Source organism: Enterobacter sp. MEB024, assembly GCF_030209635.1.
Classification (GTDB): Bacteria; Pseudomonadota; Gammaproteobacteria; order Enterobacterales; family Enterobacteriaceae; genus Enterobacter; species Enterobacter ludwigii.
Genome location: NZ_JARVRQ010000002.1, coordinates 304,600 through 323,993, shown reverse-complemented (window position 1 = coordinate 323,993; position 19,394 = coordinate 304,600). Strand labels below are relative to the sequence as shown.

22 protein-coding genes are annotated in these 19,394 nt (G+C 56.7%); 8 read left to right on the top strand and 14 right to left on the bottom strand.

Translation table 11 applies throughout. The features are described 5' to 3' along the window. Nucleotides 1–2: 2 nt before the first annotated feature. The 8 genes from QRN24_RS03810 to QRN24_RS03775 are packed head-to-tail and all read right to left on the bottom strand — an operon-like array spanning nt 3 to nt 5,877. Complete coding sequence (locus tag QRN24_RS03810; RefSeq protein ID WP_193162066.1) at nt 3–530, bottom strand: DUF3833 domain-containing protein; 528 nt, start codon at nt 528–530, stop codon at nt 3–5. Continuing rightward, a complete protein-coding gene (locus QRN24_RS03805) occupies nt 527–1,051 on the bottom strand; it encodes a hypothetical protein (RefSeq protein WP_138613930.1) in 525 nt (174 codons plus the stop codon). The genes QRN24_RS03810 and QRN24_RS03805 overlap by 4 nt, the downstream gene beginning before the upstream one ends. Further along, nucleotides 1,048–1,533, bottom strand: coding sequence for a DUF2878 domain-containing protein (locus QRN24_RS03800; protein ID WP_040017417.1), 486 nt, complete (start codon nt 1,531–1,533; stop codon nt 1,048–1,050). Before QRN24_RS03800 ends, QRN24_RS03805 begins: the two co-directional genes overlap by 4 nt. Then, a complete protein-coding gene (locus QRN24_RS03795) occupies nt 1,530–2,750 on the bottom strand; it encodes an SAM-dependent methyltransferase (RefSeq protein ID WP_047744609.1) in 1,221 nt (406 codons plus the stop codon). The genes QRN24_RS03800 and QRN24_RS03795 overlap by 4 nt, the downstream gene beginning before the upstream one ends. After that, nucleotides 2,747–3,469 (bottom strand): DUF1365 domain-containing protein, encoded by a 723-nt coding sequence (locus QRN24_RS03790; protein WP_284942356.1) that lies wholly within the window; start codon nt 3,467–3,469, stop codon nt 2,747–2,749. Before QRN24_RS03790 ends, QRN24_RS03795 begins: the two co-directional genes overlap by 4 nt. A 1-nt stretch (nt 3,470) precedes the next feature. Continuing rightward, complete coding sequence (locus QRN24_RS03785) at nt 3,471–4,730, bottom strand: NAD(P)/FAD-dependent oxidoreductase (protein ID WP_151887541.1); 1,260 nt, start codon at nt 4,728–4,730, stop codon at nt 3,471–3,473. Then, nucleotides 4,727–5,446 carry an SDR family NAD(P)-dependent oxidoreductase gene (locus tag QRN24_RS03780; protein ID WP_025204266.1) on the bottom strand — a complete coding sequence of 240 codons (720 nt, stop codon included), beginning with the start codon at nt 5,444–5,446 and terminating at the stop codon, nt 4,727–4,729. The genes QRN24_RS03785 and QRN24_RS03780 overlap by 4 nt, the downstream gene beginning before the upstream one ends. Next, entirely contained in the window at nt 5,443–5,877 is a 435-nt protein-coding gene (locus QRN24_RS03775; RefSeq protein WP_014169955.1) for a nuclear transport factor 2 family protein, read from the bottom strand. Before QRN24_RS03775 ends, QRN24_RS03780 begins: the two co-directional genes overlap by 4 nt. Before the next feature lie 263 nt (nt 5,878–6,140). Between QRN24_RS03775 and QRN24_RS03770 the strand changes: the two genes are divergently transcribed. Further along, on the top strand, nt 6,141–6,338 hold the full coding sequence (locus QRN24_RS03770; RefSeq protein WP_008502331.1) for a hypothetical protein: 198 nt from the start codon (nt 6,141–6,143) through the stop codon (nt 6,336–6,338). A 1-nt stretch (nt 6,339) separates the two neighbouring features. Continuing rightward, nucleotides 6,340–7,110 carry a hypothetical protein gene (locus QRN24_RS03765; protein WP_014169953.1) on the top strand — a complete coding sequence of 257 codons (771 nt, stop codon included), beginning with the start codon at nt 6,340–6,342 and terminating at the stop codon, nt 7,108–7,110. 86 nt (nt 7,111–7,196) lie between these two features. Here QRN24_RS03765 and QRN24_RS03760 read toward each other — a convergent pair whose 3' ends face one another. Beyond that, nucleotides 7,197–7,781 carry a TetR/AcrR family transcriptional regulator gene (locus QRN24_RS03760; protein ID WP_284942355.1) on the bottom strand — a complete coding sequence of 195 codons (585 nt, stop codon included), beginning with the start codon at nt 7,779–7,781 and terminating at the stop codon, nt 7,197–7,199. 103 nt (nt 7,782–7,884) lie between these two features. Between QRN24_RS03760 and QRN24_RS03755 the strand changes: the two genes are divergently transcribed. Further along, on the top strand, nt 7,885–8,352 hold the full coding sequence (locus QRN24_RS03755; RefSeq protein ID WP_014169951.1) for a nuclear transport factor 2 family protein: 468 nt from the start codon (nt 7,885–7,887) through the stop codon (nt 8,350–8,352). Nucleotides 8,353–8,463: 111 nt separating this feature from the next. Here QRN24_RS03755 and QRN24_RS03750 read toward each other — a convergent pair whose 3' ends face one another. From QRN24_RS03750 to QRN24_RS03740, 3 genes are all read right to left on the bottom strand, one after another. Continuing rightward, nucleotides 8,464–9,003 (bottom strand): ester cyclase, encoded by a 540-nt coding sequence (locus QRN24_RS03750; RefSeq protein WP_149376570.1) that lies wholly within the window; start codon nt 9,001–9,003, stop codon nt 8,464–8,466. Nucleotides 9,004–9,076: 73 nt separating this feature from the next. After that, nucleotides 9,077–9,796, bottom strand: coding sequence for an SDR family oxidoreductase (locus QRN24_RS03745; protein ID WP_284942354.1), 720 nt, complete (start codon nt 9,794–9,796; stop codon nt 9,077–9,079). After that, nucleotides 9,796–10,908 carry an alkene reductase gene (locus QRN24_RS03740; protein WP_250368865.1) on the bottom strand — a complete coding sequence of 371 codons (1,113 nt, stop codon included), beginning with the start codon at nt 10,906–10,908 and terminating at the stop codon, nt 9,796–9,798. The genes QRN24_RS03745 and QRN24_RS03740 overlap by 1 nt, the downstream gene beginning before the upstream one ends. A 99-nt stretch (nt 10,909–11,007) precedes the next feature. Here QRN24_RS03740 and QRN24_RS03735 point away from each other — a divergent pair, with 99 nt between their 5' ends. Next, nucleotides 11,008–11,943 carry a LysR family transcriptional regulator gene (locus QRN24_RS03735; RefSeq protein ID WP_284942353.1) on the top strand — a complete coding sequence of 312 codons (936 nt, stop codon included), beginning with the start codon at nt 11,008–11,010 and terminating at the stop codon, nt 11,941–11,943. A gap of 40 nt (nt 11,944–11,983) precedes the next feature. Here the strand turns inward: QRN24_RS03735 and QRN24_RS03730 are convergent, their stop codons facing one another. Then, nucleotides 11,984–12,352 carry a MerR family transcriptional regulator gene (locus QRN24_RS03730; RefSeq protein WP_284942352.1) on the bottom strand — a complete coding sequence of 123 codons (369 nt, stop codon included), beginning with the start codon at nt 12,350–12,352 and terminating at the stop codon, nt 11,984–11,986. Nucleotides 12,353–12,448: 96 nt separating this feature from the next. On the opposite strand from QRN24_RS03730, the gene QRN24_RS03725 reads away from it, so the two are divergent. The 4 genes from QRN24_RS03725 (at nt 12,449) to QRN24_RS03710 (ending at nt 18,395) form a co-directional block, all read left to right on the top strand. Beyond that, the gene (locus QRN24_RS03725) at nt 12,449–13,267 is read left to right on the top strand and encodes an SDR family NAD(P)-dependent oxidoreductase (RefSeq protein WP_063924992.1); all 819 of its coding nucleotides are present in this window, start codon (nt 12,449–12,451) and stop codon (nt 13,265–13,267) included. A 273-nt stretch (nt 13,268–13,540) separates the two neighbouring features. Next, nucleotides 13,541–14,155: a TetR/AcrR family transcriptional regulator gene (locus QRN24_RS03720; protein ID WP_014169944.1), complete on the top strand. Its 615-nt coding sequence runs from the start codon at nt 13,541–13,543 to the stop codon at nt 14,153–14,155. Nucleotides 14,156–14,229: 74 nt separating this feature from the next. After that, the gene (locus QRN24_RS03715) at nt 14,230–15,339 is read left to right on the top strand and encodes an efflux RND transporter periplasmic adaptor subunit (protein ID WP_025204274.1); all 1,110 of its coding nucleotides are present in this window, start codon (nt 14,230–14,232) and stop codon (nt 15,337–15,339) included. Beyond that, nucleotides 15,336–18,395, top strand: a complete 3,060-nt coding sequence (locus QRN24_RS03710; protein ID WP_284942351.1) for an efflux RND transporter permease subunit — start codon at nt 15,336–15,338, stop codon at nt 18,393–18,395. Before QRN24_RS03715 ends, QRN24_RS03710 begins: the two co-directional genes overlap by 4 nt. On the opposite strand, the gene QRN24_RS03705 is transcribed toward QRN24_RS03710, so the two are convergent. Beyond that, on the bottom strand, nt 18,318–19,298 hold the full coding sequence (locus QRN24_RS03705; RefSeq protein ID WP_151887537.1) for a LysR family transcriptional regulator: 981 nt from the start codon (nt 19,296–19,298) through the stop codon (nt 18,318–18,320). The two genes, QRN24_RS03710 and QRN24_RS03705, sit on opposite strands and share 78 nt — an antisense overlap. Between the last annotated feature and the right edge of the window lie 96 nt (nt 19,299–19,394).

Genomic DNA, 19,394 nt, shown 5'->3' with positions numbered 1-19,394 from the left:
CGTCACGCCTTGCGGGTAAAGAACAGCGTCACCGTGGCGACGGTGACGCCCAGTTTCTTCAGCTCTGTTTTATTGAACAGATGGGTTTCATCCTGCAGGTACATCCAGTCGTCAAAGTGCAGCAGCCAGGTGCTGCCATTGGCTTTCACCTGCATGCTGTAATGCCAGTTGAAGGCGTTTCCCGCCGCCTGCCCGGTCGCCACCCCTTCGATATCCCCTGCCGTGCCTTCGTAGCGATCGCCCCCTATCCGCCGGATATGCCATACCCGCTGCTGCTTTTCGCCGTCGTCATAGACGAAATGTTCATTGAGCGTCAGCGTATCGCCGATAACGTCCCCGGCAATCTCAACGTGAAACCGGCGCAACTGTTTACCGCTGCGATCCTGCACCATGCCCCACGCTTCGGTTTTCCCCTGAAAATAGCGGAAGATATCCAGCTTCGGCTGCTGCTGACGGTATTCCGTCACCTCTGTACTGCAGCCGGCCAGCAGCATCGTTACCGCCAGCGCGATGACCAGAATACGTTTCATTGTTGCCCTCCTGTCAGCTGCTGACGCAGCGCGGGATATTGCGTGCGGGGACTGAGCCAGATTGCCAGAAAGCGCGTGCTGAACGCGGCGGACTGACGTGGTCCCAGTGGAATAAAGTCTTTCTGCGCCGCCGAAGCGCGGTACCAGAACTGCCCCTGCCTGTCGGTGACCACAAACGCCAGCTGGCTGCCCGGCCCAACATCGGGCCAGAGCGACTGGAGCATACGCAGCCAGGTTTCGCTTTGGGGCTCCTGCTCGAGGATCCCCTGCGCCTGCCACTGATCGCGCGTTGCCTCAACCAGGTCGTCACGGTCGATTTCACGCGCGTAAGTGATGATCAACGCCCGATCCCCGTTCTCCCCGCTGTAACGCCCCTCCGGCGTGCGAAGCTGTGAGGTATAGACGGTGAACGGCCCCCAGGTCAGCGTGGCGTCACCGACCTTGCGCCAGGTCAGCCAGTCGGCAGCCTGAGCCACGGGGGACAGGATTATCAGTAAGAGAAGCAGTGCCGCAGCTCTCATTTTTGTCTCCCCACCAGCAGATGGAAAAACAGCATCAATACCAGCCAGCCCGGTGCCATCCAGCTGATGACAATAAAGGTCGGCTCCAGAAAAGTAATGGCACCAAGCCGTTCGCCAATCAGATAGGCGACAGGCCCGCCCACGGTTGCCAGCAGGGTCAGCAGCCAGCCGGGTAATGTTGTTGTGCGCGTCAGCTGAGTCCAGACGGTGGCGAACATCAGCCACAGTGCCACCATCCACAGCGGCATCAGTGACTCCCCCGTAAACGCAATCAGGCCCGTCAACGCCCAGAGCGCATCCAGCAGGCTCCCTGCCGCGGCCAGCGCAATGGCGTAAAGTCGGTACGCGGACGGCAACAGCAGGCAGGCCACAACCGCCAGCACGATCCAGATAATCAGGCCCTGCTCGCGAAAGAGCACCACCAGCGCCCAGTAAAAATCGAACGCGATTGCCAGCAGAAAGACCTGTAAATAATGTTTCATACGCGCTCGGCGGTCAGCTGCACCACGCTGATGGTGCGGGCGTTAAACCCGGCTTCGCAGTAGCCGAGGTAGTACAGCCACATCCGACGAAACCGCTCATCGAACCCAAGCTTTTCAATCTCCTGCCATGCATGCACGAAGCGCTGGCGCCAGAGAGCCAGCGTGCGGGCATAGTCGGGCCCCATATCAAAGAGATTGCGCATCACGAAATCGGTGTGGCGTGTCATAAGCTCATTCATGGCGGTGATGCTTGGTAAAAAACCGCCGGGAAAAATGTAGCGCTGGATAAAGTCGACGCTTTTGCTGTAGTCGCGATAGCGCTGGTCCTGAATGGTGATGGCCTGTATTGCCATACGACCTCCCGGTCGCAGCCTGGCCTGACAGGTGCGGAAGAAGGTTGGCAGATAGCGCTGCCCCACGGCCTCAATCATCTCTATCGAGACCAGCTTGTCGTACTCTCCGGTGAGATCGCGGTAATCGCACAGCAGTACCTCAACGCGATCCTGCAACCCGGCGCGGACAATCCGTTCTTTCGCCCAGAGATACTGCTCCTGCGACAGCGTCGTGGTGGTCACCCGACAGCCATAATGACGGGCGGCATATTCCGCCATCGCGCCCCAGCCTGTGCCAATTTCCAGCAGGTGATCATTGGCGTTCAGCGCCAGCTGATCGCACAGGCGAGCCATTTTGGCCTGTTGAGCCGCCGTGAGATCCTGCTCATCTGCGGTGAACAGCGCACTGGAGTAAAGCAACTCGTTATCCAGAAAATGGGCATAAAAGGTGTTGCCCAGATCGTAATGCGCGGCAATATTTTCGCGGGCCTGGGCGCGTGAGTTTCGCCGCGTCCAGTGACGAAGCCGTTCAAGCGGCCTGCTGAACAGGCGAAATCCCTTTTCCAGCCGGCCAAGCACCTGCCCGTTAAGCGCCAGGATCTCAAGCAATGGCGTGAGCTGTGTGGTTTCCCATTCGCCATCCATCCAGGCCTCAGCGGCGGCGAGGCTGCCCCCCGTTAAGACACGCCAGTACACGCCCGGGCTCAGGATCTGAACGTCAGCATGCAGCGCAGCGGATGTCTCGCCGAAATGGAACGTCTGCGCACCCTCACGCAGGGTCAGCGAGCCGCCGCGGATACCGCTTAACAGACGAAACAGCAGCCAGCGCGCGATGCGGACGTTGCGCGGGATATCGGGTTCAAGCGCAAAGACGGGATCGGTCATGAGCGTTCACTCCTGCTGACGGGATGGTTATACAGCGGCACGCGCTTGAGCCACAGCCGCAGCGCCTGCCAGTAAATAGCGAAAACGGTTTTGAGGGTCATCAGTGGAATGCGCAGCAGCAGCGACCGCAGTGCCGCCCGGGTAAGCGGCTCCCGGCGTAGCGCCAGCGTGGCGTCAAACACCTTCGCTTCCTGATGGTTTTCAATGTGCATATGCAACGAGTCGTCAGGCGGGTTAAAGCGCCAGTGGTAAACCATGTCCATCGGGTTAAAAGGGGAAACATGAAACGCTTTTTCTGTGGGACGCGCATCCTGCCCATTCACCGCGTAGTAATGACACTCATTCCACGGGGTATTGCGAACTTCCGCCAGCACCCAGCGCAGCGTCTCCGCCCGGTCATAGCAGTAGTAAAAGTTGACCGGATTAAAATGGAATCCGAAGTAGCGCAGCTGCGTCAGGAGCATAACCCGCCCCTGCGGCCGTTCTCCGATCAGGCTTTCAAGCCTGGTGAGGACGTTCTCTTTAAGCGGCGTGCCCAGCGGATAATCCGCATCATGGAACGAGGCGGCGGCAACGCGATTGCGACGGACCCCGACCGCGGGCAACGTCTCCAGCTCATCAAGATCGAGCCAGGCCATAAAGACGCTGTAGCGGAACTGGTGCGCTTTCGGCCGGAAGCGACGATGGCGTAATACACCGTGATAGAGGCAGCTGTTCATTTCAGTTCCCCTCCCCGGCGGCTATTGCATTCACCACGTCCAGCGCACTGCGCACGCCATCTTCATGAAAGCCGTTGTACCAGTAAGCGCCGCAGAACCAGCTACGCTGGTGGCCGTTAATCTCACCGCGACGCGCCTGTGCACGCCAGCTTTTGGGGTTAAACAGCGGGTGTTCATAGACAAAGCGTTTCAGAACGAAGCGTTCATCCACGGGGATGTCCGGATTAAGGGTGACGCAGAACAACGGGCTACCCGCAGGCAACCCCTGCAAAATATTCATGTTGTAGGTGACGCAGGCGCTGGCCTGATCCTGCTGGCTCAGACGGTAGTTCCAGCTCGCCCAGGCACGCTGACGTACCGGTAGCCAGCGCGGATCGCTGTGAAGTACCACCTCATTACGCTGCCAGCCGATATCGCCCAGCACGTCCTGCTCAGCCGCGCTCGGCGCGTCAAGCATCGCCAGTGCCTGCCCGGAGTGACAGGCAAAAATCACCTGATCAACGCTGTGGCTCGCGTTGTCGAGCTGGATCGTTACCCCATTCTGCTGACGAATCACGCGCTGCACCGGGGCGTTGAGGTGCAGCGTCAGGCGATCACCGAGTTTATCCAGCATGGCGCGGATGTATTCCCGCGAACCTCCGGGCACGACGTACCACTGCGGACGATGCGTCACATCCAGCAGGCCGTGATTGTCAAAGAAACGCAAAAAGAGCGGCAACGGGAAACGTTTCATCTCCTGCAACGACGATGACCAGATGGCCGCCCCCATCGGCAGAATGTAGTGACGCGCGAAAAACGGCGTAAAGCGGTGTCTCTCCAGAAACGTCTGCAGCGTCGCGTGCGGGTCTGGCTCGCTCTCCAGCGCCTGTTTCGCCAGGCGATTAAAGCGGACAATCTCCCCGAGCAGCCGCCAGAACGACGGGTTCACCAGGTTTCGACGCTGGGCAAATAACGAGGTCAGGGTGTGTCCGTTGTACTCCAGCCCGGTTTGCGGGTTATGCACCGAAAAGCTCATCTGCGTCTTTTGCCCGCTGATACCCAGCTCGCTCAGCAGGCCCATAAATCGTGGGTAGGTACGGTCGTTGTAGACGATAAAACCGGTATCGATGGCGAAAGTGCCCTGTGGCGTCGGCACGTCAACCGTCGCGGTATGCCCGCCGGGAGTGGCCCCCGCTTCGAACAGCGTCACCTCGTGATGACCGGCAAGACGCCAGGCACAGGTCAACCCGGCGATGCCGCTGCCGATAATGGCAATCTTCATGAACGCACCATCCTGCGCAGCAGTGTGCGCTGAAGAAACGCGGGAAGCCCTGAGAGCAACCGCAAGATAAGGCCAAACCCCACAGGAAACGCAATTTGCATTTTCCCTTTCGCCAGCCCGGTCCGAATGGCCTGCACGGCCTCTTCAACGCTCACCCTGCCCGGCATGGCAAAGTCATTTTTTCGCGTCAGCGGCGTATCAACGAAGCCCGGGAATACCACCGTCACGGCGACCCCTTTCGGCTCCCAGTCGAGCCGCAGACTGTCGGCAAACCAGCTCAACGCCGCTTTGGACGCGCCGTAAGCCTCTGCGCGCGGGAACGTCAGCCAGTGCGCCATGGAGCTGACCAGCACCACGCGGTTGCCTGAAACCAGCTGCGGCTGTAACGCGGCCAGACAGTTCACCGGCCCGAGGAAATTGGTGGTCATCACCCGCTCTACCAGCGCTGCATCCACCACGCCCTGCTCAAGGTATTCGCAGGTACCGGCGCAGAGAATAACCAGGTCGGCATAGCAGCCCGTCAGCGCCTGGCGACAGGCGTCCCTGTCTGTCATATCGAACAGGCGAACCGTGATAGTGGGGCTGTGCTGATGCAGGGCGTCCAGACGCGCCGGATCGCGCCCGCAGGCGATAACCGTGTGGCCGTCAGCAGCGAAGGATTTCGCCAGCCCGGCGCCGATGCCCGAACTTGCTCCGGTAATCAGAACCGTGCTCATGCGTTCACCCTCCGCTTCACGCCGCGCACTGCCCAACCGAGCAGCGGAAGGTGTTCGTAGATCATCTCTCCGGCGTCGTAATAGTCACGCTGGCGAGTAATCAACCCATGTTCGGTCTCCACCACCGAACATCCCGGCAGGTCGAGCGGCTCGCCTCCGGCAATGCGCGGATGCGACCAGTGCATAATCCACGTGACAACGAAACGGCGGTCACCAAACAGCGGAGGATCAATGGTAAAACGGCAATTTTCAACATTGGCCAGCAGATGGGTGAAATAGCGCTGGAGCGCGAAAATCCCGTCATGCTCGCCGAACGGATCGATAAGCGTGGCATCCGAATGATAAAGCCCGACCAGCGCTGAGGGCGGCTGGCTATCCAGTGCGGTGTAGTACTCAACAAACCGACTCACGACAGAGGGCAAAGTGCTCATGGGTCACATCCTGGCGGTAAACAACGTGGCGTAATCGCATAATTAAAACTTACACAATTAACGTTATTTGTCCAAGTTTGTGAAAAACTATTTTTTATTTATATTAATTTTCAAAAAGTTACACCTTTCTTGCCGATACTTTTTTCAGCACCTTTTCTGACACACCTGTTCCCCGTTTTGCTTTTCAGTTTTACCTTAAGGCGAATTTCCCCTTCTTCTTCCAGACTTATCCTTTTTAATCATAAGGATGAGGAAACCCCGCGATGAAACGTTTCTTTCTGTCACTTTTCTCCAGTCCAGAATCATTGCTCCAGGTGATGAGCCAGCAGGAAATTATCGAAGCCGTGGAGGATGGCGATCGCATCATCATCGACCAGGACGGGAACGCCTCGGTGAACTACAAGAGCAACGAGGTGCGACAGGATTTCCTGCGTCATGTTAACGCGCTGAAGAGGGCCTGATATGGGAACGGCTATCTTTATGGTGCTGATGGTCTGTGGGTACTGGTACACCAGCCGTGACCTGTCGACCCGTTTTAAAATCAAGCGATCTTTCGGCTGGGATGTCTATTTTCTCGTTGCCCTGTATGGCTGTATCTTCGTTCTGCAAGGGGTGATCGCCACGGGGCTGCTCTGGCTGTTGCTCTATGCACTTTCTGCCGCCGACAACACCTTCCACTTCACCGCGCAAACCTATGCCGACTGGCAAATAGATTTTATGAACTGGAGCTTTTTAGGTATTCAGGCACCGGTTGTCGTCATGCTGGCCTTCGCCATCCTGTTTTGTCTTTATCGTTCTAACTGGGCAGGCAGCGCCAGGCTGGACGGAGAAGGCAGGAAGAAGCTCTACAAACGTCTCGCGCAGTCGAGCGGTATCGAACAACTGCTGTATCAGTGTATGGAGCAAGGGGAGCTGGCGCAGGTGACGCTGCGCTCGAGACGGATTTATGTCGGCATGATCCACACCGCAACGCTCGAGTATGAAAAAACCGCCAATATCGTGCTGATCCCCATGCTAAGCGGCTACCGCGATGAAAAGACAATGCGGATTTGCATCGAAAATAATTACAGCAAATGGTATGCCCGCCACGACATTACTCTGGATTCAGAACCCGGAAGTGCGATGGACTTCAGAAAGGTGATCATGCTGAATCAGATTGAGAGTATTTCCCTGTTTGATCCGGCCAGTGCCAGCTCGCTGGCGCTGGCTGAACGGGCAGAAGATGATGACTAAAGGCAGGAGCCTGGCATTCACTGCCAGGCTCAGCGCCAGCCCCTCCATGCTAAGCGTATTTCGTCGGCGGCCGATCGTGCCCCGGGTCAGGCGGCGTTTTCTGTCAGCCGTTCTACTCCCTTTTTCAATGAGCTTATGACCTCATCCGCTGCGATCCCCATTTGCGCATGAATAATCGCGCCGTCGATCAGCATCATGATTTCATTAACGGTTTTCTCATCGGTTATGCCGGTCAGGGACGCTATTTTTGCCTTTGTTTCGGTTTTATGATTGCGGCAAATATCTTTTATTTCGCGTTCATTTTCTTCAGATTTTGCTTCTGCGCTGGCATTAATAAAGGCGCACCCATGGAATAACGGCGAAATAAACCATTCATACAGCGTGTCAGATAATGCACTGGCCGGGGTTTTGCCCGCAGCAAGATGTCGACGCAGCGTGCTTTCAAACCAGTCAATCCATATTTCGTGTCGATAGTGGAGATAGGCAACAATCAGTAACCTTTTCCCAGGAAAATGGCGGTAAAACGTCACTTTAGTGACTCTAGCCTGCTTGATAATGGTATCCACGCCCGTTGCTTTAAATCCGCTGGAATAAAACAGATCGTGCGCGGTAAGCAATATTTTTTCCCTCACACTGATTATTTTATCGTTATTCAAGTTGACTGTATTCACAGATCGACGGCCTCAATTGACAGGTTGACAGCGTTAATTTTCAGGCCTAGATTAACACCAGTAGACAGACCTGTCTACCTAATACCAACCAGAGGTAGCCGAAATGAACACACGCCCCCCTTTACCGCCTTTTACGCGTGAAAGTGCCATCGAAAAAGTCAGACTGGCAGAAGATGGCTGGAACAGTCGCGACCCGGCCAAAATCGCACTTGCCTATTCGCTGGATACCCAGTGGCGAAACCGCGCGGAGTTTGCCACCAACCGTCAGGAAGCGCAGGCATTCCTGGAGCGCAAATGGAAAAAAGAGCTGGATTATCGTCTGATCAAAGAGCTGTGGGCATTTACGGAAAACCGTATCGCCGTGCGCTATGCCTATGAATGGCATGATGATTCAGGAAACTGGTATCGTTCTTACGGTAATGAAAACTGGGAATTCGAGCCGGATGGTCTGATGAAGCGCCGCTTCGCCTGCATCAACGATATGCCGATAAAAGCGTCTGAGCGCCTGTTTCACTGGCCGCTGGGCAGACGTCCTGATGACCACCCTTCACTGAGCGACCTGGGGCTGTAGGTTTCGTCAGGATCATGCTTCGCCATTACGGGGGGTTATACGCTCCGGGTAACCTTTCGGTTACCCGGGCGGGCTTATCTTTTACACCACGAAAAAGAGGCAGACTATTATTTAAATCACACCCAACTGTTTCATCAGCGTCAGGTTATCTTCAATATGCCAGTTGGAAACTATTTTACCGTTGCCGATCTCATAGATATCCGTCGCGATAAAATCAACGTTCTGACCCTGCCCTTTTATTTTGCCAAATGTCCCGCTGAAATGGCCGTGGAAATGCAAATGGGACACGACACGATTACCCGTAACGATCATTTGTTCCACCTCGCAGTGTAAATCCGGCACCGCGGTGCGAAATGCCCTCGAGGCCATAATGGCGCCCTCTGGCCCCTGTTTACGGCCTTCCGGTGGGGTTTTATCCACAAAATTAACCGCCAGCGCTTCCCGCGCCAGAGACTCTTTCCCGGTATCCCAGAACGTGGCATATGTAACGGCCGCATGTTCGCTCGCCGTTAATTGCGTTTGCGACAGCGTGTTATCCACGATAAGAAGATTCGGTTTCACCCGGTCGCTCTGGGCCGAATAAGCCACGCCGGATACGCCAGCCAGAATTAACGCCAGCACAGCTGGACGTGCATATGTTGAATATTGCATAAACGCTTACAACCTGTGATTACGTTTTCCGCCAGCATGTTCACTGCCGGAATCAATTCGGATCAACGCGGGGTCAGTTAAGTAATGCCCCGCCCTCAATATCAATCACCGAGCCCGTAACAAAGGCATTATCGATGGCAAAGAGATAGCCCTGAGCAACGTCTTCCGCTCGTCCCCACGCTTTAGCGGGCAACGTCTGTGCTGCAACAGTCAGCATTTTTTCCCGCGCAGCCGCATCCATCCCGGCGTGGGCTTCGGTATCGGTCAGACCCGGGCTGATGACGTTTACGCGACGCGGTGAAAGTTCTTTTGCCAGCACTTTTGTTGCCGCCTCGATGGCGGCGTTCATGGTGGTTTTGACTATGGCACCCGCTACCACGCGGCGTGCAACAAATCCGCTGGTCAGCGTCAGCGTACCGCGGGGCGAAATATTCCCGCTCAGATACCTGGCGACATACATGCTGCCCCAAAATTTGGTATCAAAAGCCAGTCTCGCCGCGTCAGGGTCGAGGGTCGAAAGCGGCCCTCCCGGTGCCTGAGAGCCGGCCGTGACAATAATATTGTCGACCTCACCCAGCGTTTCGCTTAACGCGATCACCTCTGCTTCATTGCTAATATCGAGGACGAGGGTCTCAACAGAAGCGGGAGATGGACTGAGCCGCGCGCGGGCAGCGTTCAGCTTCTCTTTATTGCGTCCCGCGAGAATAATGTCGTCGCCGCGCTCTGTCAGGGCACGGGCTACAGCAAAACCAATACCGGACGCGCCGCCAATAATTAACGTTTTACCGGTCATCATTTTTCCTCACTCAGGTTGTAAGTGGGGTAATCGGTATACCCCACCGCTGTACCACCAAAGAGCGTGGCGGGATCGCTGACGTCATTCAGCGGCCAGTGATGCGCCAGCCGCTGTGGTAAATCGGGGTTGGCAATAAACGGGCGTCCAAACGCAATTAAATCGGCATACCCTGCTGCGAGGATTTTTTCCGCCTTTTCGGGGGTATAATTTCCTGCCACGATCAGGGTGCCACGGAATGTTTCGCGCAGTTTTTTGCGGAAACTCTCCGGAACCTGTGGCGCATCATCCCAGTCGGCTTCCGCCAGGTGAATAAACGCAATGCCTCGTTGCTGGCACCAGGCCGCGAGGGCGAGAATGGCTTCGATGACCTGCGGATCGTTCATTCCCCGCTGTGTAATAAACGGCGAAAGCCGGATACCGGTGCGCTCAGCGCCAATGGCCTGCGCAATGGCATCGAGCACCTCCTGTGCGAAGCGGATCCGGTTCACGAGACTGCCGCCATACTCATCCGTGCGGATGTTTGACGTGGTTCTCAGGAACTGATCAATCAGATAGCCGTTTCCGCCGTGCACCTCCACGCCATCAAACCCGGCCTGAACGGCATTGAGCGCCGCCTGTCGGTACTGTTCGACGACGAGCGCGATCTCTTTTCGCGACAGCACGCGTGGCGTCGGGCAGTCAACCATTTGACCTTCGCCATGTTCATTCACCACCCATACTTTCGCATCGGGTGCCAGCGCGGAGGGCGCGACGGGCAGTCCGTCTTCGTGAAAACGGGCATGAGACATCCGCCCCACGTGCCAGAGCTGGGAAAAAATCACCCCTCCCGCCTGATGGACCGCGCCGGTCGTGAGTTGCCATCCCGCAACCTGCTCTGGCGTATGGATCCCCGGAGTCCATGAATAGCCCTGGCCCTGAGGCGAAATCTGCGTGGCTTCGGTGATGATTAAGCCCGCGCTGGCCCGCTGTCGGTAATATTCAGCCATCAGCGTCGAGGGAATATTTCCCGGCTGAAGAGCGCGGGCACGGGTCATTGGTGCCATGACGATGTGATTTTTCAGGTTGAGATCCCCTAACCTGTAGCGTTCAAAAAGTGAGGTCTGGTTCATCTGGACGTCCCTTGTGGTTACGATGAAATCACTTTACAGGCGGCATCTGATTTTGATAATTACACTAAAATCAGATGCACTTTTCGGTAAATATGAATAATGGGTAAACTCGAAGATATGGCGCTGCTGGTTGAAGTGGCCGAGGCTGGCGGACTTTCCGCCGCTGGCCGCCGCCTGTCTCTTTCCCCGGCCACCATGACCGCCCGCCTCAAGGCGATTGAAGAACGCTACCAGACGCGCCTGTTTCACCGTTCCACGCGGGCTATCTCCCTCACCCGGGCGGGCGAAGAGTTTTACCATGCTGCACTGCGCGTGCTGGAAGAGATGCATCATGCCGAGTCGTTACTGGCACAAAAAGAGGGCGTGCTCAGCGGCAACATTCGTCTTTCCGCCCCCTCTGACTTTGGCAGGCAGTATCTCAGCCCCGCCGTCATGGCATTTTCCCGCCTGCATCCGGAAATCAAATTTTTCGTTTACTTAAGAGAACACGTAGAGGATCTGGTCGCTAACCGGCTGGATATGAGCATTCGCTTCGGCAACCTGCCAGACAGCAGCCTGGTGGTCAGAAATATCCGTCCCAATCACCGGGTGCTGGTCGCGTCAGCAGCGTATCTTAACGACCTGGGTATCCCTGCCTCCTGTGACGCGTTGACGGACCACCGCTGTCTGGCGCTGGAGTCGCAAGGGGTGGTGATGAATGAATGGCGGTTTGAGGTTGAGGGGAAAGAGCGCGTCGTTCGCGTAGAGCCTGCCATGGTCTGTGATGACGGGGCGCTGCTTCGTCAGTGGGCCCTCGACGGGGCTGGCATTGCGGGCAAATCGTGGTGGGACGTGAAGGACGATGTCGAGAAAGGTAGGTTGAAAGTGTTGCTTGCCGGGAGCTTCACCGGCTTTAGCCGGTTTGATCGCAAAGATGTCGGGCTACAGTTTGTCTACCCGCAACGGAAACTCCAGCCGCTTCAGGTCACCGCATTTAGCCAGTTTTTTATCGACTGGCTTAAAAAGACTGAACGCGGTGAGCTGATGACGTTGTGAAGCCGCCGGGTGCGTGCGTTAAACGGCCCGCGTCGGCCGATTAAAATACATCGACACACGGCTGACCGACTTTATGAAGGGCATCGGTCAAGCGGGTCCGAAGTTCATTCAGCGCCGCTTCTTTCTCCGCCAGTTGCGCCAGTTTGCGCCGCAAAGCGGCCTGTTTTTCCTCCGCGGTAAAGCGGTCATCAACCCAGACCGCCAGAACATCGGCGATTTCAGCCAGGGTAAACCCCAGCATTTTGGCATGCCCGATCAGCTTCAGCCGTTGTAAATCCACAGCCGAGTAGACTTTGTAGTTATTATTGCCGTTTGGCTGCGGAATTTTTTCCAGCAAGCCCGCCCTTTCATAATACCGCACCGTCTCTTTCGATAACCCCGTTCTGGCACACAGCTCGCCGATCCTCATCGCGTCGTTCTCACCTTGTAAAAATCACGCTTGACCGTGTACCTGAGTACACGGTTTATCCTGTGCCGCACAGACAGGGAAAACGGGATTTATGTTATGAATTCTTTTGATTATACAGGAAAAACAGCACTGGTTACTGGTGCATCCTCGGGCATCGGACGGGAGTTCGCCCGCCAGCTCGCGGCCCGTGGCGTGGGGTTGATCCTGGTTGCGCGCTCCGAGGCAACGCTGCAGGCGCTTGCGGCTGAGCTACACAAAACGCACGGCGTATCACTCACCGTTATCGTGCAGGACTTAACGCTGCCTGAGGCCATTACCCACATTGTGGAACGGCTGGAAGCGTTACGGCTTTATCCCGATATTTTGATTAATAGCGCGGGATTTGCCACCTACGGGCGATTTGAAAAGCTATCTCTGGCGCGCCAGCGTGAAGAGATCAACGTCAACTGCGTCGCCCCCGTGGCACTCGCGCACGCCCTGCTGCCCGCCATGCTGCGTAAAGGTTCAGGCGTGATGATTAACGTGGCCTCGACCGCTGCCATGCAACCGGATCCGTATATGGCAATTTATGGGGCAACAAAGGCATTTTTACTCTCCTTTTCGAACGCGCTGTGGGGAGAATACCGCGCTCACGGCATCCGCGTGCTGGCGCTTTGCCCCGGCGCAACGGATACCGCCTTTTTTGAGGTGGTGAACGCCGAGGAAGCGTCAGTGGGCAAAAGAATGCCAGCGCAGAACGTGGTCGCGCTGGCGTTACGGGCCGTGGATACGCAACGCAATACGCTGATCCCCGGCTGCGGCAACTGGCTGCTGGGCCAGTTACACCGGTTTGTCACCCGCCGATGTCTGGCGATCATTGCTGAAAAAGTATTACGACCTAAGCCCGCCGGTCAGGGGACGCGCTCAGACGCATAATCCCGTTCGGGCCAAAGCGTGACGTTTCAGTGCCGCGCAATTGCACTGAAACGCGCGCAACCTCTCGCAAAGACTGACAATATCCCGCGAAAAACAGTGATACACTTAGCCGACCTGGTTGATGATGCAGTCTTAACGGCTCAGGGCTAACGAGTATTATCCCTCGGGTTCCACAGACGACTGTGCATGTGCCATCTGCCCACTCAACCATGTGACCCAATTACCAAATGGTCACACGTTGTCAATCGGAGCCTGTCACGCTAAGCTGAAATAATGACTAAAGACATGAACACCCCATCCACACGTGGTCCACTCGATCACACGGTCCGAGAGCAAATCGTCGAAGCTGCGTATGAGCACTTCGGCCATTATGGCTATGAAAAAACCACCGTCGCCGAACTTGCGAAAGCCATCGGTTTTTCAAAAGCCTATATCTATAAATTTTTTGATTCCAAGCAGGCAATCGGCGAGGTCATCTGCGCGAACCGTCTTGATATGATCATGGCGGCGGTCAATGCAGCCATCGCTGATGCGCCATCCGCCAGCGAAAAGCTGCGTCGTCTGTTCAGGGCGCTCACCGAGGCGGGAAGTGAACTGTTTTTCCATGAGCGTAAACTCTACGACATTGCCGCCGTTGCCGCGCGGGACAAGTGGCCTTCAACCGAAAGGTATTCAGAACGTCTGCTGAAGCTGATTGAGAGCATTGTTGTCGAGGGCAGAAAAGCCGGTGAGTTCGAGAGAAAAACCCCTCTGGACGAAGCTACACTGGCGATCTATATGGTGATGTGCCCTTTCATTAACCCTGTTCAGCTGCAGTACAACCTCGAAGCCGCCCCGACCGCGGCGGTTGTCCTCTCCTCTCTGATTTTGCGAAGCCTAGCCCCCTGATTAGTGACCATTGACTTTATTGGTCACTAGAATGAGAATGCGGATACTGTCCTGTTAATGTAATAAGGGTTCCCATGCTCAGGCTTCATTCAGCCCGCCTTGCCGTATGCCTCCTGCCGTTTGCCCTGGTGGCATGCGGCGATAACCACGCCAGTGACGATCCGCGCACACAGCCACCGCTTGTCAGGTCTGCGTCCGTGATCCCTGCGAACGAGACGTCACGCGCCTTTACCGGCGTGGTGGTGGCAAGAACGCAAAGTGATTTAGGCTTCAGGGTGCAGGGCAAAATTCTCGAACGTCTTGTCGATACGGGTCAAACCGTTAAGCAGGGCCAGCCTTTAATGCGTCTGGATCCTGTTGATCTGAAATTACAGGCGCAGGCCCAGCAGCGAGCGGTGGATGCTGCCCAGGCGCGCGCACGTAAAGCCTCCAGCGATGAGGCGCGTTATCGCGGCCTTGTGGCATCCGGTGCAGTGTCGGCGTCGGAATACGACCAGATTAAAGCCGCAGCCGACAGCGCCAGAGCGGAGCTCAGTGCTGCCCGGGCACAGGCAGGCGTGGCGCAAAACGCCACCGGTTATGCCGTGCTACTTGCCGATTCAGACGGCGTGGTGATGGAGACGCTTGCCGAGCCTGGACAGGTGGTCAGCGCCGGGCAGGCGGTGATCCGTCTGGCCCGCGCGGGGCAGCGCGAGGCGCTGGTCCAGTTGCCGGAAACCCTGCGCCCTGCCGTGGGAAGTACAGCCCTGGCAACGCTCTACGGTAACGAAAAGCAGCCCGTTAGCGCGAAGCTGCGCCTGCTGTCTGATTCAGCCGATGCGACCACCCGTACCTTTGAGGCCCGATACGTGCTGGATGGCGCGCTGGCGAACGCGCCGCTGGGGGCGACCGTGACGCTGAGCATCGAACACGGCAAAGGCGACAGCCGGGTAATGCAGGTTCCTCTGGCGTCTCTCTACGATGCGGGGAAAGGGCCTGGCGTCTGGCGTATTTCCGCTCAGCCGACAAAAGTCGTCTGGCAGCCTGTCAGGGTGCTTAGCGTAGGGGATGATATCGCCAGAGTAACCGGCGGCGTGCAGCCCGGAGAAAAGATTGTTGCGTTAGGTGTCCATCTTCTGCACGAAGGCGAAGCGGTCCGACTGGCGGAACAGCGCGATGCCACTCAGGCGGGGATGACACCATGAGTGGAGGTCGTTTCAACCTGTCAGCGCTTGCGGTACGCGAGCGCTCGGTCACGCTGTTCTTGATTATTCTGGTTACCCTTGCCGGTATTTTCTCGTTTTTTGGCCTTGGCCGCGCGGAAGATCCACCCTTCACGGTTAAGCAAATGACGGTTATCACCGTCTGGCCCGGGGCAACCGCACAGGAAATTCAGGATCAGGTCGCCGAGCCGCTGGAAAAACGTCTGCAGGAACTCAAATGGTATGACCGCACGGAAACGTATACCCGCCCCGGTATGGCGTTTATCACGTTGTCATTGCAGGACAAAACCCCGCCTTCTCAGGTTCAGGAAGAGTTTTACCAGGCGCGAAAGAAACTGGGGGATGAAACCAAAAACCTTCCGGCAGGCGTCATGGGGCCGATGATCAATGATGAGTTTTCCGATGTCACCTTTGCCCTTTTTGCACTGAAAGCGAAAGGCGAACCACAGCGTCTGTTAGTGCGTGACGCCGAAGCCCTGCGCCAGCAGCTTTTGCACGTTCCGGGCGTAAAGAAAGTGAACATCATCGGGGAACAGGCCGAGCGGATTTACATCTCCTTCTCGCATGACCGTCTGGCAACACTGGGACTCTCGCCGCAGGATATTTTCACCACGCTCAACAGCCAGAACGCATTAACCGCGGCGGGCTCGATTGAAACGCGCGGGGCGCAAATCTTTATCCGCCTCGACGGCGCTTTCGATAAATTGCAGAAGATCCGCGATACGCCCCTTATCGCGCAGGGCAAAACGCTCCGGCTGTCCGACGTGGCAACGGTTGAACGGGGCTATGAGGACCCACCGACCCTGCAGATCCGTAACCAGCAAGAACCCACCCTCCTGCTCGGTATTGTCATGCGTGAAGGCTGGAACGGCCTGGCGCTGGGTAAAGCGCTGGATGCTGAAACGGCAAACATCAATGCCCATATGCCTCTGGGGATGACCCTGACGAAAGTCACCGATCAGTCGGTGAATATCCGCTCGTCGGTCGATGAGTTCATGATCAAGTTCTTCGTCGCCCTGCTGGTGGTGATGGTGGTGTGTTTTGTCAGTATGGGGTGGCGCGTGGGCATCGTTGTCGCGGCGGCAGTGCCGCTGACGCTGGCGGTCGTTTTTGTCGTGATGGAAGCCTCCGGTATAAACTTCGACCGCGTTACCCTGGGCTCCCTTATTCTCGCCCTCGGCTTACTGGTTGATGATGCGATTATCGCCATCGAAATGATGGTGGTAAAAATGGAGGAAGGCTACGACAGAATCAAAGCCTCCGCCTACGCCTGGAGCCATACCGCCGCGCCAATGCTGGCCGGAACCCTGGTGACAGCCATCGGGTTTATGCCGAATGGTTTTGCGCAGTCAACCGCCGGGGAGTACACCAGCAATATGTTCTGGGTAGTCGGCCTCGCCCTGATAGCTTCGTGGTTTGTGGCGGTGGTGTTCACCCCTTATCTGGGCGTCAAAATTCTGCCGGACATCGCAAAAGTCGAAGGTGGTCATGCCGCCATCTATGACACCCCGCGCTATAACCGTTTTCGTCATACCCTGAGCCGCGTGATCGCCCGAAAATGGATCGTCGCCGCGTCCGTCGTGGCCATCTTCACCCTCGCAGTACTGGGGATGGGGCTGGTTAAGAAACAGTTTTTCCCGACGTCCGACCGCCCCGAGGTGCTGGTGGAAGTGCAGATGCCGTATGGCACATCGATTGAGCAAACCAGCGCCGCCACCGCGAAAATCGAAGCGTGGCTGCGCAAACAGCCTGAAGCAAGCATCGTCACCGCCTACATTGGCCAGGGTTCGCCGCGTTTTTATCTGGCGATGGCCCCTGAGTTGCCCGATCCCTCTTTCGCGAAAGTTGTCGTCATGACGGACAGCGAGAAGTCACGCGAGGCGCTTAAGTTCCGCCTTCGCGAAGCGGTAGCCCGCGGGCTGGCTCCGGAGGCACGCGTGCGGGTCACGCAGCTGGTGTTCGGGCCTTATTCTCCCTTCCCGGTCGCCTGGCGAGTAATGGGACCGGATGTCAATAAACTGCGTGACATTGCAGATAACGTTAAAGGTGTGCTGCAGGCCAGCCCGATGATGAGAACCGTCAATACCGACTGGGGTTCACGCGTACCGACCCTGCATTTCACCCTCGATCAGAACCGCCTGCAGGCTACCGGTTTAACGTCGAACGCCGTTGCCCAGCAACTTCAGTTCCTGCTGTCGGGCGTTCCCATCACCTCCGTGCGGGAAGATATTCGCTCGGTACAGGTTACGGGCCGCGCCGCGGGTGATATCCGCCTTGATCCGGCGAAGATAGAGGGCTTTACCCTGGTGGGTAACGCCGGACAACGCGTTCCGCTGTCACAAATCGGGGAGATTGAGATCCGAATGGAAGATCCGCTGTTACGCCGTCGCGATCGTACGCCCACGATTACCGTGCGGGGAGACATTGCCGAAAACCTTCAGCCCCCGGATGTGTCAACCGCCATCATGAAACAGCTGCAACCCATTATTGATTCGCTTCCACCTGGCTATCGCATCGAAATGGCGGGATCGATTGAGGAATCCGGCAAAGCCACCCAGGCCATGGCTCCGCTGTTCCCCATCATGATTGCCCTGACGCTGCTGATAATCATTCTGCAGGTGCGTTCACTCTCGGCCATGGTCATGGTATTCCTGACCGCACCGCTGGGGCTTATTGGTGTGGTTCCTACGCTGCTGCTTTTCAATCAGCCGTTTGGCATCAATGCCCTCGTCGGCCTGATCGCGCTTTCGGGGATCCTGATGCGAAATACGCTGATACTCATTGGTCAAATCGATCACAACCAGAAGGACGGTCTCGATCCGTTCCACGCCGTGGTTGAGGCGACCGTACAGCGCGCGAGGCCGGTCTTACTGACGGCCATGGCCGCCGTGCTGGCGTTCATTCCCCTGACGCACTCCGTGTTCTGGGGAACGCTGGCCTACACGCTGATTGGCGGAACGCTAGGGGGAACCATTATTACCCTCGTCTTCCTGCCTGCGATGTATGCGATCTGGTTTCGGATCAAACCCGCCGCCTGACGGTGCCGGGCTGGCGTCCGGGATAAGCCCGGCAATCCAGTCTGCAAAGGCACGCACTGCGGGAGAGAGAAAGCGCTGATGGGGATAAAGCAACGTGACGGGCACCGAAGGCGGTTGCCAGTCAGCCAGAACCTCAACCAGCCTTCCCTCCCGCAGATGCGCTGAGACAATACTCTCAGCCAGCTGCGCCAGCCCGAAACCTTCAAGGCACATGTTGATATAAAGCCCGGTGGCATTTACGGCCGCTTCGCCGCGGACAGGGATGGAGACGGTCTCTGTCCCGCGGACAAAGCGTAACGCATCCGCCCGTCGGGTCTGATCGGAAAAATAGTGTATCGCCCGATGCTGTGATAAGTCGTCTGGCGAGCGGGGAGTACCGAACTTCCTGAGATAGTCCGGTGAGGCACAGGTCACCCAGCGAAACCGGCCCAGAGGACGGGCAACAAGAGTCGAGTTATTCAGATCCCCCGTTCGGATCACACAGTCCACCCCCTCCTGCACCAGATCAACCTGCCGATCGTTGACGCCCAACATCAGGTAGATATCCGGATAAAGCCGGTAAAAATCTTTCAGGTGAGGCATCACGATGAAATCCGCGATCCCGCCCGGCATATCCACCCGCAAGCGTCCCTGCGGGCGCCGGACTGACGCCGTCAGGCTCGTTTCGGCATGATCGATTAGCGCCAGTATTTCCTGGCATTGCGCCAGATACTGCACACCTTCAGCGGTGAGGCTCACCCGCCTTGTCGTTCTGTTAAGCAGGCGCACCTGGAGGTAATTCTCCAGATTTTTTATGCTGCTGGTGACCGTTGACGAAGGCAGAGAAAGCGTTTCGGCTGCGCGGACAAAGCTTCCGGCCTGCGCTACCCGCATGAAGATCTGCATTGCCTGAATACGATCCATTTTTTCTCCCCCGACCGTCGCTCACATTATTCTTCGTAGATTATGAATAATGAAAACACGTTAAGCATCTTTTTCGCCGTAATCGGGTGGCGTAAT

Excerpts from the sequence above, each read along its gene's own strand:
- QRN24_RS03810 (WP_193162066.1), bottom strand. The coding sequence starts at position 530 with ATGAAACGTATTCTGGTCATCGCGCTGGCGGTAACGATGCTGCTGGCC.
- QRN24_RS03805 (WP_138613930.1), bottom strand. The coding sequence starts at position 1,051 with ATGAGAGCTGCGGCACTGCTTCTCTTACTGATAATCCTGTCCCCCGTG.
- QRN24_RS03800 (WP_040017417.1), bottom strand. The coding sequence starts at position 1,533 with ATGAAACATTATTTACAGGTCTTTCTGCTGGCAATCGCGTTCGATTTT.
- QRN24_RS03795 (WP_047744609.1), bottom strand. The coding sequence starts at position 2,750 with ATGACCGATCCCGTCTTTGCGCTTGAACCCGATATCCCGCGCAACGTC.
- QRN24_RS03790 (WP_284942356.1), bottom strand. The coding sequence starts at position 3,469 with ATGAACAGCTGCCTCTATCACGGTGTATTACGCCATCGTCGCTTCCGG.
- QRN24_RS03785 (WP_151887541.1), bottom strand. The coding sequence starts at position 4,730 with ATGAAGATTGCCATTATCGGCAGCGGCATCGCCGGGTTGACCTGTGCC.
- QRN24_RS03780 (WP_025204266.1), bottom strand. The coding sequence starts at position 5,446 with ATGAGCACGGTTCTGATTACCGGAGCAAGTTCGGGCATCGGCGCCGGG.
- QRN24_RS03775 (WP_014169955.1), bottom strand. The coding sequence starts at position 5,877 with ATGAGCACTTTGCCCTCTGTCGTGAGTCGGTTTGTTGAGTACTACACC.
- QRN24_RS03770 (WP_008502331.1), top strand. The coding sequence starts at position 6,141 with ATGAAACGTTTCTTTCTGTCACTTTTCTCCAGTCCAGAATCATTGCTC.
- QRN24_RS03765 (WP_014169953.1), top strand. The coding sequence starts at position 6,340 with ATGGGAACGGCTATCTTTATGGTGCTGATGGTCTGTGGGTACTGGTAC.
- QRN24_RS03755 (WP_014169951.1), top strand. The coding sequence starts at position 7,885 with ATGAACACACGCCCCCCTTTACCGCCTTTTACGCGTGAAAGTGCCATC.
- QRN24_RS03750 (WP_149376570.1), bottom strand. The coding sequence starts at position 9,003 with ATGCAATATTCAACATATGCACGTCCAGCTGTGCTGGCGTTAATTCTG.
- QRN24_RS03745 (WP_284942354.1), bottom strand. The coding sequence starts at position 9,796 with ATGACCGGTAAAACGTTAATTATTGGCGGCGCGTCCGGTATTGGTTTT.
- QRN24_RS03740 (WP_250368865.1), bottom strand. The coding sequence starts at position 10,908 with ATGAACCAGACCTCACTTTTTGAACGCTACAGGTTAGGGGATCTCAAC.
- QRN24_RS03735 (WP_284942353.1), top strand. The coding sequence starts at position 11,008 with ATGGGTAAACTCGAAGATATGGCGCTGCTGGTTGAAGTGGCCGAGGCT.
- QRN24_RS03730 (WP_284942352.1), bottom strand. The coding sequence starts at position 12,352 with ATGAGGATCGGCGAGCTGTGTGCCAGAACGGGGTTATCGAAAGAGACG.
- QRN24_RS03725 (WP_063924992.1), top strand. The coding sequence starts at position 12,449 with ATGAATTCTTTTGATTATACAGGAAAAACAGCACTGGTTACTGGTGCA.
- QRN24_RS03720 (WP_014169944.1), top strand. The coding sequence starts at position 13,541 with ATGACTAAAGACATGAACACCCCATCCACACGTGGTCCACTCGATCAC.
- QRN24_RS03715 (WP_025204274.1), top strand. The coding sequence starts at position 14,230 with ATGCTCAGGCTTCATTCAGCCCGCCTTGCCGTATGCCTCCTGCCGTTT.
- QRN24_RS03710 (WP_284942351.1), top strand. The coding sequence starts at position 15,336 with ATGAGTGGAGGTCGTTTCAACCTGTCAGCGCTTGCGGTACGCGAGCGC.
- QRN24_RS03705 (WP_151887537.1), bottom strand. The coding sequence starts at position 19,298 with ATGGATCGTATTCAGGCAATGCAGATCTTCATGCGGGTAGCGCAGGCC.